Here is an 11,969-nt window from a genome sequence, read left to right as displayed (position 1 = left end):
GCAAGACAACGGCGTCCCAGCTCCGAGGTGGCTCATTTCATGACCGAGGTCGAACGGCACAGCTACGACGTGGTGGTGATCGGTGCCGGCGGCGCCGGTCTGCGCGCGGTGATCGAGGCGCGCGAACGCGGGCTGAGCGTCGCGGTGGTGTGCAAATCACTGTTCGGCAAGGCGCACACCGTGATGGCCGAAGGCGGGTGCGCGGCGTCGATGGGCAACGCGAACTCGAACGACAACTGGCAGGTGCACTTCCGCGACACCATGCGCGGCGGGAAGTTCCTCAACAACTGGCGGATGGCCGAGCTGCACGCCAAGGAGGCCCCGGACCGCGTCTGGGAGCTGGAGACCTACGGCGCGCTGTTCGACCGCACCGCCGACGGCCGGATCAGCCAGCGCAACTTCGGCGGGCACACCTATCCGAGGCTGGCGCACGTCGGGGACCGCACCGGGCTCGAGCTGATCCGCACCATGCAGCAGAAGATCGTTTCGCTGCAACAGGAGGACTTCACGGAGTACGGAGACTACGAGGCCCGGATCCGGGTGTTCGCCGAATGCACGGTGACCGAGCTGCTGCTGGATGACGGCGCGGTGGCCGGCGCGTTCGGCTACTGGCGGGAGAGCGGGCGGTTCGTGCTGTTCGAGGCGCCCGCGGTGGTGCTCGCGACCGGCGGCATCGGCAAGTCATTCAAGGTCACCTCCAACTCGTGGGAGTACACCGGCGACGGGCACGCGCTGGCCCTGCGTGCGGGAGCGAAGCTGATCAACATGGAGTTCGTGCAGTTCCACCCCACCGGGATGGTCTGGCCGCCGAGCGTGAAGGGCATCCTCGTCACCGAGGGGGTGCGCGGCGACGGCGGCGTGCTGAAGAACTCCGAGGACAAGCGGTTCATGTTCGAGTACGTGCCGGACGTGTTCAAGGGGCAGTACGCCGACAGTGAGGACGAGGCCGACCGCTGGTACGCCGACGCGGACAACAACCGCCGCACGCCGGACCTGCTGCCCCGCGACGAGGTGGCCCGTGCGATCAACACCGAGGTCAAGGAGGGCCGGGGTTCGCCGCACGGCGGGGTGTTCCTCGACATCGCCAGCAGGCTGCCCACCGAGGAGATCCAGCGGCGGCTGCCCTCGATGTACCACCAGTTCAAGGAACTCGCCGACGTCGACATCACCAAGGAGGCGATGGAGGTCGGCCCGACCTGCCACTACGTGATGGGCGGGGTGGAGGTCGACCCGGACACCGGCGCGGCGAGCGTGCCGGGGCTGTTCGCGGCGGGTGAGTGCTCCGGCGGGATGCACGGTTCCAACCGGCTCGGCGGCAACTCGCTGTCCGACCTGCTCGTGTTCGGCCGCCGCGCGGGACTCGGCGCCGCATCCTATGTGGACGGTCTGGACGGCGGGCGGCCGGAGGTCCGGGAGTCCGACGTGGACTCGGCGGCGCGGACCGCGCTGGCACCGTTCGATCCGCCCGGCGACGGCGCCGCGGAGAACCCGTACTCGCTGCACACCGAACTGCAGCAGTCGATGAACGATCTGGTCGGCATCATCCGCAAGGCACCGGAAATCCAGCAGGCGCTGGACAAACTCGGCGAGATCCGGGAACGGATGAAGCGGGTGACGGTGGAGGGGCACCGGCAGTTCAACCCCGGCTGGCACCTCGCCGTCGACCTGCGCAACATGCTGCTGGTCAGTGAATGCGTGGCCCGTGCGGCGCTGCTGCGCACGGAAAGCCGCGGCGGGCACACCCGCGACGACTATCCGAGCATGGACGCCGACTGGCGGCACAAGCTCCTGGTGTGCTCGGCGGTCGCCGGGGAGAATCCGGCGATCCCCGGGGTCGAGGTGGTCGAGAAGGAGCAGCTGCGGCTACGGGACGACCTGCTGGAGCTGTTCGAGCTCGACGAGCTCGGAAAGTACTTCACCGATGCCGAACTGGACAACCACCCGGGGAGGAACGCGTGAGCTATCAGGCCAGTTTCCGGGTCTGGCGCGGCGACGAGACCGGCGGCGCACTGCAGGACTTCCGGGTCGAGGTGAACGAGGGTGAGGTCGTCCTCGACATCATCCACCGGCTGCAGGCCACCCAGGCCTCCGATCTCGCGGTGCGCTGGAACTGCAAGGCGGGCAAATGCGGTTCGTGCTCAGCGGAGATCAACGGCAAACCCCGGTTGCTGTGCATGACGCGGATGTCCACGTTCACCGAGGACGAGGTGGTCACGGTGACGCCGATGCGCAGCTTCCCGGTGATCCGCGACCTGGTGACCGACGTGTCCTTCAACTACACCAAGGCACGCGAGATCCCGTCGTTCACCCCGCCGGAGGGGCTGAAACCGGGCGAGTACCGGATGCAGCAGGTGGACGTGGAGCGTTCGCAGGAGTTCCGCAAGTGCATCGAATGCTTCCTGTGCCAGAACACCTGCCACGTGGTGCGTGACCACGAGGAGAACAAGGAGAGCTTCGCCGGCCCCCGGTACCTGATGCGGATCGCGGAGCTGGAAATGCATCCGCTCGACGTCGCCGACCGGCGTGACGACGCGCAGGACGAACACGGCCTCGGGCTCTGCAACATCACCAAATGCTGCACCGAGGTGTGCCCCGAAGGAATCCACATCACCGACAACGCGCTCATTCCGATGAAGGAGCGGGTGGCCGACCGCAAGTACGACCCGATCGTCTGGCTCGGGAACAAGCTTTTCCGGCGCGACCGGTGACGTGGTCGCGTGCCGCACTGGCGCACGCGACCGTGACCGCACTCGCCGCGGCGTGCCCAGGCTCGCGGGCGGACCTCATCGGCTCGCTCGGGGCCGGGACCGCCGACGAGTACAGCGACATCGACGTGGAATGGGTCGTGCCGGACGGCCGGCTCACCACCGCTGTGACGAGCGCCCGCGCGGTGCTGGACGAGGTACAGCCGGTGGCCGCGGTGCGCGTTGCGCCGGACTACTTCCACTCGGCTCGGCGTCGGCTGCTTTTCGTGCGCTTCGCGGAAGTGTCGTTGTTCTGGCGGCTCGACCTCGCCGTACGCGAGGTGTCCGGCCCGCCGGCCAAGGGGGAGAGTGACCCAGGTGAGCACGCCGGCGACCACGAGTGGTCGCGCCCGGCGAGTGCCCTGGCCAACGCCTTGGGCACGATCAAGGCGGTCGCCCGGGGCCGGTTCGACGACGCCGGTGGCCTCGTGGACCGCGGGTTCGTCCGGATCGCCGAGGCGGACGGCGCGACCGGCCGCTGGGTTGCCGACGTGACCCGCCTGTGCCGGGCGGCGGTCGCCCGCGAACCAGATCTGGCCACGCTGGCGCACGAAACAATCGCGCTGGCCGAGGCGGAGCTGCGCGGACAACCGGGTGCGCCGAAGAAGAGGTGACCACACCGATACGCAGCGTTCCGGTGGTCCGCAGATGGTCACGGCAGGCCGCGACGAATACGGGCCGGCGGTTCGCAGACGACCACCGGTCGCGACGAATGGGCCGTGCACCTGAGGCGATTTCCCTGCCTCCGGTGTACGGCCCATCTCTATTCACGCCGGTATTCGCGGAATGGGCGAACGCCGGCGATGCGGCGTCATCAGATCGAGTAAGTCACGTTCGCCACCGGGCTGTTGCGCGACTGCACCCGCACCTCCAGGTTGGACGCCGTGTTCGCCGGCCATTTGACCGTGCCCGTGCCCAGCGTCCCGCAGCCCACCGACTGCCACGAGTCCGGGTTGCGCGCCTTGCCCATCCGGGCCTGCACGCAGGCGGTCTGGTTGGTGCTCGCCTGGACGTTCCAGGTGATGCGCAGTTTGCCCTTCCAGCCGCTGGCCGGGCTGGTGTAGGAACATTCCTTCGAAACGGGACCCCATTTCCCCAGGAATCCCGAAGTGCGGCTCTTGCACAATGCCGTCACGCTGTTCTCGGACGCGGCGGCCGGAGCCGCCGTGAATGTCGCCGTGGCCAGCGCGGTCACCGCGAACGCGGTGAGCACCGAGGTGACCCGGCCTTTTTTGGGCGCACGAATTCCCGTCATGGACATCACTCTTCCCTCAGTCTTCCCAGTGGCCGTTCTTGATCAACGGCTTGGCTCGAGTATTGCAGTGCTTCGACGATCTTGCACGCGCGGGCGGAAAAAGGCCGTTGAGCAGCGACGACGTGCGTTGGTGAGATCGATTCGGGTTTACTTGATGCTTTGTTAAGGTTGGCGGGTGCTGGTGACGAATGCGCGGGTTCTCGACCCCGATTCCGGTGTGGCGGAGCCCGCGAACGTGCGGGTCGACGGCGCGGTGATCACCGCCGTCGGGTCCGATGTGGACGGCCCGGACGCGGTCGACGGTGAGGGTGGGCTGCTGGTGCCCGGCTTGATCGACTGCCATGTGCACGTCGCGTTTCCCCGACGGGAGCCGTTGCCACGCAGCGCGCGCGTACTCGAAGCGGTGCCGGTCCTCGTCGGCTTGCTGAACCGGGGGATCACGACGGTCCGCGACGCCTGGGGTGCCGACGCGGGCATTCGGCACGCTGTGCGGGAGGGCTGGATCGCCGGACCCGAATTGCTGATCAGCCTGCGGCAGCTGTCGCCGACCGGTGGGCTGGGTGACTCCTGGGCCCCGGACGTCGGACAGGCCGACAGCTTCGGGGATCCGTCGTTGCCCGAGCCCGGATTCGACGGGCCGGACGAGGCACGCGCGGCGGTGCGGCGAATGGTGCGTGCCGGTGCCGACTGGATCAAGCTGGGCGCGAGCGGGGCGATGGCGCACCTGCGCGACCGGCGGAACGTCGAGCCGACTGCGGAAGAGATGCAGGCAGTCGTCGACGAGGCCCGCCGTGCGGGCCGTGCCGTGCTGGCGCACGCGCATACGGCGAGTGCGGCGGCTGCCGCGGCACACGCCGGTGTCCGCAGTGTCGAGCACGGTGTCTTCCTCGATGACGAAGCCGCTTCCGCCTTACGCCGCAACGGATGCTGGTACGTGCCGACGCTCGCACCGATCGCGCCCGAGTACGGCGAAGCGCACCGGCGTTCGCTCGCGTTGGCTCTCGAGGCGGGCGTGCCGATCGCGGCAGGATCGGACCTCGCGGTCCGTCCCCATGTCGACTTGCTGACCGAGCTGCGGTTGCTGTCCGAGGCCGGACTGGGTGCGTCCGGGGCGCTGCGAGCGGCCACGAGCGAGGCAGCGCGGCTGCTTCGGCTGCCCGACCGCGGACGGATCGCGCCCGGGCTGCGGGCGGACATCGTTCTGTTGCGTGACCCCGAAATCGACGTACGGGACTTCGCTTCCCGCATCCGGATGGTCTGGCAGGCAGGACGCCGGGTGCGGTGACGACGCGAGCACGAAACAAGGCCCCGGCGCGGTTCAGCGCGCCGGGGCCTTGTTCGAGCCGATTCCGGTCAGGTCCCGGCGGCGCCACCGACCGCACCGCCACCCGCGGCCGCGCCCTGCACGATCTGCTCGGCGCGGTTGTCCGTGGTTTCGATGTGCTTCTTGTTGCGCCGGTTGCGCTTCTCCAGGTACGTCGCCAGTGCGGTGAGCAGCAGGCAGAGCACGATGTAGATCGCGGCCGCGACGAGCGTCGACGGCACGATCGGGCGGCCGAACGCGCCCTGGGTACCGATGTAGCGCGCGTAGTACAACAGCTCCGGGTAGGTGACCAGGAAGCCGAGCGCGGTGTCCTTCAGCAGGACCACGAGCTGGCTGATGATCGACGGCAGCATCGCGCGGATCGCCTGCGGCAGCAGGACGGTGAACATCACCTGCGTCTTGCGCATGCCGAGCGCGTACGCGGCTTCGCTCTGTCCCTTCGGCAGGGACAGCACGCCGGCACGGAAGACCTCCGCCAGCACCGAGCCGTTGTACAGCGTCAGGCCGAGCACCACGGCGAACAGCGGCGAGGTCTGCACGCCGAACGTCGGCAGCCCGTAGTAGAACACGAACATCAGGATCAGCAACGGGATCGCGCGGAAGAACTCCACCACGAACGTGCAGATCCCGCGCAGCCACGCCCGATCGGAGAGCCGTCCGGCGGCGAAGATCGCGCCGAAGACCATCGCGAACACCGCACCGAGCGCGAACGCCTCCAGCGTGGCGACCACCGCGGCACCGAGGTCGCGCTGTACCTGTGCGTACTGCAACCATTCCCACTTGCGCCCGGCGAACTGGCCGCTGTCGGCGAAGCGGTAGACCACGAACGCGATCAGCGCGAGCACCACGACGATGCCGGCCACCGCGTAGATCCGGTGCCGGATCCGGGACTTCGGCCCCGGCGCGTCGAAGAGGACAGAACTCATCGGGCCACGCTCCAGCGCTTCTCCAGGTTGCGCTGGACCAGCGAAAGCACCAGCACGAGGATGATGAACCCGAGCGCCACCCACAGCAGGGCGACCATCTGGTCCCCACCACGCTCGGAGACGTACTGGCGGATCGCACCGGCCTCGGCGACCGAGAACCCGCTCGCGATCGTGGTGTTCTTCAGCAGCGCGATCAGCGTGCTGATCAGCGGGGGCACGACCGACCGCAGTGCCTGCGGCAGCACCACCTGGCCGAGTACCTGGCCGAAGTGCAGGCCCAGCGCGCGGGCCGCCTCGGCCTGGCCGACCGGCACCGTGTTGATGCCCGAGCGCACCACTTCACAGATGAACGCCGAGGTGTAGATGGTCAGCGCCACCGCGGCGGACGGGAAGTAGTCGATCTTCACGATCTCGAGCAGCGGATAGGCGAACACGAGGAACGCGAACACCAGGGTCAGCGGTGTGTTGCGCAGCAGGGTCACGTAGACCGTGCCGATCGCGCGCAGCGCCGGTACCGGGCTCACCCGCAGCATGGCCAGGATCGTGCCGAGCACCAGGCTGGCGACCCCGGCGATCAGGAACAGTTCGATCGTGGTCAGAAAGAACGGACCGAACAGGTCCAGATTGTCGAGCAGGACGTCCATGGAGCCTTCCCCGCGTCCGTGGGACGGAAATCGATGTGGAGCGGCCGGTGGACGGGAACCCCGTCCACCGGCCGTGACCTCAGGTCAGTACTTCTGGATCTTCGGCTTCGCCACGGTGGAACCGGGCGTGCCGAGAGTGGCGTCGTAGATCTTCTGCCAGGTGCCGTCGTCCAGCGCCTTCTGCAGGATGTCGTCCATCTTCGACCGCAGCGCCTTGTCGTTGAGGTCGAGGCCGATGCCGTAGGGCTCCTCGGAGAACGGCTTGCCGACGACCTTGAAGCTGTCCGGGTCCTGCTTGGCGAACCCGCGCAGGATCGCGTCGTCGGTGGTGACCGCGTCCACGTCCTTGGTGGCCAGCTTCTCCACGCACTGCGAGTACTTCTGGAACTCGACGATGTTGCCCGGCTCGGTCAGGTTCTGCTCGCGCACCCGCTGGATCGGGGTCGACCCGGTGATCGAGCAGACCTTCTTGCCCTTCAAGGCCTGCGGGCCGGTGATGGAGGCGTCGTCCTTGCGCACCAGCAGGTCCTGACCGGCCTCGTAGTACGGCCCGGCGAAGGACACGAGCTTCTTGCGCTGGTCGTTGATGGTGTAGGTGCCGACCATGTAGTTGACGTCGCCGTTCTTGATCGCCTGCTCGCGAGCACCGGAGTCGACGACCTTGTACTCGATCTTGTCCGGCGAGAAGCCCAGTCCGGCCGCGATCAGCTTGGCAATCTCGATGTCGAACCCGGCGTACTGCCCGGTCGTCGGGTCCTTCTGGCCCAGCCCTGGCTGGTCGTCCTTGGCGCCCACGACGATCTTCGGCGCCGCCTTCATCTTCGCGAACACCGGCGAACCCGCCACGTCCACGTTCTGCGCGACCGGGTAGGTCGGCAGCGCGGCGGCGGACTCCGAGCCGCTCTGGTCACCGCCGGGCGCGGCCGGGGTGCCTTCCTTGCCGCAGGCCGTGAGCAGCAGACCGCCGGCCAGCAGTCCGACCGCGAGGGTGCGGATCCTCATGTGAATCTCTCCTGTGTCGGTCCGTCGGATCCGGATGGTCCGGACGGGTCAGTGGGTCAGGATCTTGCCGAGGAAGTCCTTCGCGCGATCGCTGCGCGGCTGGGAGAAGAACTCCTCCGGGGTGGCGTCCTCGACGAGCTCGCCGTCGGCCATGAACAGCACGCGGTCCGCGGCGCGGCGGGCGAAGCCCATCTCGTGGGTGACCACGAGCATGGTCATCCCGTCCTTGGCAAGGCCGGTCATCACGTCGAGCACCTCCTGGACCATCTCCGGGTCCAGTGCCGAGGTCGGCTCATCGAACAGCATCACCTTGGGCCGCATGGCGAGCGCGCGGGCGATGGCCACGCGCTGCTGCTGCCCGCCGGACAGCTGCGCCGGGTACTTGTCCGCCTGGTTCGCGATGCCGACCCGCTCCAGCAGCTCCATCGCGGTCGTGCGGGCCTCGGCGGCCGGGGCCTTGCGCACCTTCACCGGCGCGAGCATCACGTTCTCGAGGATCGTCTTGTGCGCGAAGAGGTTGAACTGCTGGAAGACCATGCCGACGTCGGCGCGCAGCGCGGCGAGCGCCTTGCCCTCGGCGGGCAGCGGCACACCGTCGACGGCGATCTCACCGGAGTTGATCGGCTCGAGCCGGTTGATCGCCCGGCACAGCGTCGACTTGCCCGATCCGGACGGTCCGAGCACCACCACGACCTGGCCGCGCGGCACCTCGAGGGTGATCTCCCGCAGTACGTGCAGGTCGCCGAAGTACTTGTTCACGGCGACCGCCTTGATCATCGGCGTCGCCACGTCCGTGGTCATCTGGCCTCCAGAGCTCCTTGGTCGTCATCGTCGGCGGCTGCGGGACCCCGGATCCCACGTCGATGGCGGAAACCTACTCCCGTCGGCCCTCGTGTAAAGGCCGCTTGAGCAATCCTTAGGGTCTCAACTACGTATCGAACGCGGCCGCCGCGGCGATCCGGCGCTGCTCAGCCTAGCCGCGCCCGGCGCGGCCGCCACCCGGGTGCGGGCACGGCGCGGTGCCCTAGAGTTCCCGGCTACCGTGGTCTGGATCACCGGGGAGGCGAGCGGTGCGAGTGCTGCTGGTGGAGGACGACGACCGGGTCGCCGGCGCGCTGGTGCCCGCGCTGACCCGCCGTGGGCTGGCCATGCAGCGGCTCGCCTCCGGGGCCGGGGTGCTCGAGCGGGTGCACGACGTCGACGTGGTGCTGCTCGACCTCGGTCTGCCCGATGTGGACGGTGTGCAGCTGTGCCGCCGGATCCGCGCGGTCAGCGACGTGGCGGTGATCGTGGTGTCCGCGCGCGGTGAGGTGGACGACCGGGTGCAGGGCCTGCGTGCCGGCGCGGACGACTACCTGGTGAAGCCCTACGACGTCGAGGAGCTGCTGGCCAGGGTCGAGGCCGTGCGGCGCCGCCGCGGGGAGCCGTCGGCCGGCGCGGTGCCGGTGGTGGAGGTCGGCGACGTGCGGATCGACCTGGCCCGGCACGAGGTGCTGGTGGCCGGCGAGCCGGTCGCGCTGTCGCGCAAGGAGTTCCAGGTGCTCGCGCTGGTCGCGGGTGCGCACGGCGCGGTGTGCTCGCGTGAGCAGGTGCTGAACGAGGTGTGGGGGCACCGCGGCGCGGCCGAGAGCCGGTCGCTGGACGTGCACGTGGCCACGCTGCGCACCAAGCTCGGCCGTCCGGCGCTGATCGAGACCGTGCGCGGAGTCGGCTACCGCCTGAGCGGAGGAGGCTGAGCGGTGCGCGTCCGGTTGCAGGGCATCGTCGTCACGCTGGTGGCGCTGCTCGTGTTCGGGCTCGGCATCCCGCTGGCGCTGAGTATCGCCGGCAGCCTGCAGCAGCAGTTCTTCCTCGACCGGCTCACCGACGCCTCGCGGTTCGCTTCGCTCGCGCAGCGTCCGCTGCTGGACGATCAGGCGTCCCTGCTGGAACCCGAACTGCGCCGCTACACCGAGGTCTACGGCGTCACCGTGGTCGTGGTGGACCAGGACGGCGAACCGGTGCTCAGCTCCTCCGGCGGAGCGGCCGCGGGAAGCATCGACCGGGCGAGCATCCGGACGCCGGTGAACCAGGCACTGGCGGGCCGGGCCCCGGAACCCGGGCCGATGCTGTTGCCGTGGACGGACGATCCGCTGGTGCTGGCCGAGCCGATCCTGATCGATGGCGAGGTGCGCGGCGTCGTGGTCACCGAATCCTCGACCGGGCACGTTCGCACGCTGCTGCTGTGGCGGTGGCTGGTGCTGGCCGCGGGCGCGGTGGTCGCGTTCGGGCTCGCCCTGCTGGTCGCGATCCCGGTCGTGCGCTGGACGCTGCGCCCGGTGCGCCGGCTGGACGAGGCTACCGGGGCGCTGGTCGCCTCGGTGGTCAGCGGCCGCGACGCGGTGAAGGTGGGGGAGAGCGGCGGCCCGCCCGAGCTGCGGAAGCTCGGGCGGTCGTTCGACCGGATGGCCGAGAGCGTGTCCGAAACCCTGGCCGCCCAGCGCGCGTTCGTGGCCGATGCCTCGCACCAGCTGCGCAATCCGCTCACCGCACTGAAGATCCGGCTCGGCAACCTGACCGGCGAGGTCGCGGACGAGGCCGCCGCCGACCTCGAAGCCGCGCGGGTGGATGCCAAGCGGCTCAACGAAATCCTCGACGAACTGCTGTCCATGGCGCGGGCCGAGGCGGCCGGGGGAGAACTGGTGTCCGAGGACCTCGCCGAGGTCGTGGCCGACCGGGTCGCGGACTGGTCGGTCGTCGGCGCCGCGCGGGAGGTGACCCTGGAGAGCGAGGTCGACGTGGCCGGTGCCCGGGTGCTGGTGCCCCCGCGCGGGCTCGAGGTCGTACTCGATGCGTTGCTGGACAACGCGTTCAAGTTCACCGCTTCGGGGACCGTGGTGCGGGTGAGCGCGCAGCGGACCGGGCAGCGGGTGACGCTGGCCGTCCGCGACCACGGGCCGGGCCTGCGCAAGGACGAGCTGGAGCGTGCGGTGGACCGGTTCTGGCGCAGCAGCACGCACCAGAACGTGCCCGGCTCCGGGCTGGGGCTGGCGATCGTGCACGAGATCGTCCGGCATTCCGGTGGGCAGCTGCGGCTGTCGCTGCCCGACGGCGGCGGGTTGCGGATCGAGCTGGAACTGCCGGTGGGCTAGAGCTTCCCGGCGCGGTAGTAGGCGAGCGCTCCCGGGTGCAGCGGCACCGGGCTGGTCTCGATCCCGGGATGCACGTCGATGGACAGCGCCGCCCGGTTGGCCGCGGCCAGTGCCGGACGGGCGTCGTAGAGCCCCCTGGTCAGTGCCTCGGCCACGTCGCCGGGCATCGAGGTCGGCACGACCAGGAAGTTCGGCACCACGAGCGTGGTCACCGGACCCGGCTGGTCGTAGGTGCTGGCCGGGATGGTCGCGCTGCTGTACACCGGGCTGAACCGCCGCATGTCCGGCATCAGCCCGGCCATGTCGAGCAGCCGCAGGCCGACCGTGCGCGTGTATCGGGTGATCAGCGGGGTCGGCAGCCCGCCGGACCAGAAGAGCGCGTCGACCCGGCCCTCGGCCAGTGCGGTGAGCGAGGCCTCCAGCCCCAGATCCTGCACGGTGACCGACCCGGTCAGCCCGGCCACCTGCAGGACGCGCCCGGCGATGTACTCCACGCCCGATTCCGGCGAGCCGACCGCGATGTGGTGCCCGCGCAGCGCCTGCACCGAGGTGTAGGGCGAATCGGCGCGTACCACGATGTGCAGGTAGTCGTCGTGGATCCGGGCGAGCGCGGCGAGTTTCCCGGGATGCGCGGCGGCCGAGTCGGTGGCCAGGTCGGCGGCCACGAACGCGACGTCGGCGGTCCCGGAGAGCACGCGGTTGAGGTTGTCCCCCGAGCCCTGGGTGGCCAGCACCTGCGGCCGTTCGGTGCCGAGCCCGGCGGCCCACGCGTCGGCCAGCGGCCCGGCCAGATCGTGGTAGACCCCGCCGACCGCACCCGCCGCGATGCGCAGGTGCAGATCCGGGAAGTCCGCTTCGCATCCGGCCAGCAGCGCCCCGGCCGCCACCAGCGCGGCCGTCATCGCCGTACGCCTCCGCATGCAGGGATCGTGCCAGATCGAGG

General features: G+C 69.6%; 12 protein-coding genes. 6 read left to right on the top strand and 6 right to left on the bottom strand.

Annotated features, from left to right (window positions below; translation table 11 throughout):
- Positions 1-39: 39 nt before the first annotated feature.
- Genes BJY18_RS12255 through BJY18_RS12245 form a run of 3 tightly spaced genes read left to right on the top strand, consistent with a single transcriptional unit; the run spans position 40 to position 3,358 of the window.
- Positions 40-1,959 carry a fumarate reductase/succinate dehydrogenase flavoprotein subunit gene (locus tag BJY18_RS12255; protein WP_184780091.1) on the top strand — a complete coding sequence of 640 codons (1,920 nt, stop codon included), beginning with the start codon at positions 40-42 and terminating at the stop codon, positions 1,957-1,959.
- On the top strand, positions 1,956-2,708 hold the full coding sequence (locus BJY18_RS12250) for a succinate dehydrogenase/fumarate reductase iron-sulfur subunit (protein ID WP_184780090.1): 753 nt from the start codon (positions 1,956-1,958) through the stop codon (positions 2,706-2,708). The genes BJY18_RS12255 and BJY18_RS12250 overlap by 4 nt, the downstream gene beginning before the upstream one ends.
- A complete protein-coding gene (locus tag BJY18_RS12245) occupies positions 2,705-3,358 on the top strand; it encodes a hypothetical protein (protein WP_221457695.1) in 654 nt (217 codons plus the stop codon). The genes BJY18_RS12250 and BJY18_RS12245 overlap by 4 nt, the downstream gene beginning before the upstream one ends.
- A 200-nt stretch (positions 3,359-3,558) precedes the next feature.
- Here BJY18_RS12245 and BJY18_RS12240 read toward each other — a convergent pair whose 3' ends face one another.
- Complete coding sequence (locus BJY18_RS12240) at positions 3,559-3,999, bottom strand: hypothetical protein (RefSeq protein ID WP_246458851.1); 441 nt, start codon at positions 3,997-3,999, stop codon at positions 3,559-3,561.
- Positions 4,000-4,174: 175 nt separating this feature from the next.
- On the opposite strand from BJY18_RS12240, the gene BJY18_RS12235 reads away from it, so the two are divergent.
- A complete protein-coding gene (locus tag BJY18_RS12235; protein ID WP_184780088.1) occupies positions 4,175-5,284 on the top strand; it encodes a metal-dependent hydrolase family protein in 1,110 nt (369 codons plus the stop codon).
- Between the two features lie 68 nt (positions 5,285-5,352).
- Here the strand turns inward: BJY18_RS12235 and BJY18_RS12230 are convergent, their stop codons facing one another.
- The 4 genes from BJY18_RS12230 to BJY18_RS12215 form a co-directional block, all read right to left on the bottom strand.
- Complete coding sequence (locus BJY18_RS12230) at positions 5,353-6,249, bottom strand: amino acid ABC transporter permease (RefSeq protein ID WP_184780087.1); 897 nt, start codon at positions 6,247-6,249, stop codon at positions 5,353-5,355.
- Positions 6,246-6,893, bottom strand: a complete 648-nt coding sequence (locus BJY18_RS12225; RefSeq protein ID WP_184780086.1) for an amino acid ABC transporter permease — start codon at positions 6,891-6,893, stop codon at positions 6,246-6,248. The genes BJY18_RS12230 and BJY18_RS12225 overlap by 4 nt, the downstream gene beginning before the upstream one ends.
- Before the next feature lie 84 nt (positions 6,894-6,977).
- Positions 6,978-7,895, bottom strand: coding sequence for a glutamate ABC transporter substrate-binding protein (locus tag BJY18_RS12220; protein ID WP_184780085.1), 918 nt, complete (start codon positions 7,893-7,895; stop codon positions 6,978-6,980).
- Positions 7,896-7,943: 48 nt separating this feature from the next.
- Complete coding sequence (locus BJY18_RS12215; RefSeq protein WP_184784580.1) at positions 7,944-8,672, bottom strand: amino acid ABC transporter ATP-binding protein; 729 nt, start codon at positions 8,670-8,672, stop codon at positions 7,944-7,946.
- Positions 8,673-8,965: 293 nt separating this feature from the next.
- Between BJY18_RS12215 and BJY18_RS12210 the strand changes: the two genes are divergently transcribed.
- Together BJY18_RS12210 and BJY18_RS12205 are read left to right on the top strand one after the other, a co-directional pair.
- Positions 8,966-9,631 carry a response regulator transcription factor gene (locus tag BJY18_RS12210; protein WP_184780084.1) on the top strand — a complete coding sequence of 222 codons (666 nt, stop codon included), beginning with the start codon at positions 8,966-8,968 and terminating at the stop codon, positions 9,629-9,631.
- Positions 9,632-9,634: 3 nt separating this feature from the next.
- Complete coding sequence (locus BJY18_RS12205; protein ID WP_184780083.1) at positions 9,635-11,026, top strand: sensor histidine kinase; 1,392 nt, start codon at positions 9,635-9,637, stop codon at positions 11,024-11,026.
- Here BJY18_RS12205 and BJY18_RS12200 read toward each other — a convergent pair.
- Positions 11,023-11,946: a TAXI family TRAP transporter solute-binding subunit gene (locus BJY18_RS12200; protein WP_246458850.1), complete on the bottom strand. Its 924-nt coding sequence runs from the start codon at positions 11,944-11,946 to the stop codon at positions 11,023-11,025. The genes BJY18_RS12205 and BJY18_RS12200 overlap by 4 nt on opposite strands.
- Positions 11,947-11,969 lie beyond the last annotated feature (23 nt).

This window comes from Amycolatopsis jiangsuensis, assembly GCF_014204865.1.
GTDB lineage: Bacteria > Actinomycetota > Actinomycetes > Mycobacteriales > Pseudonocardiaceae > Amycolatopsis > Amycolatopsis jiangsuensis.
This window is presented reverse-complemented; position numbering and strand designations above follow the sequence as displayed.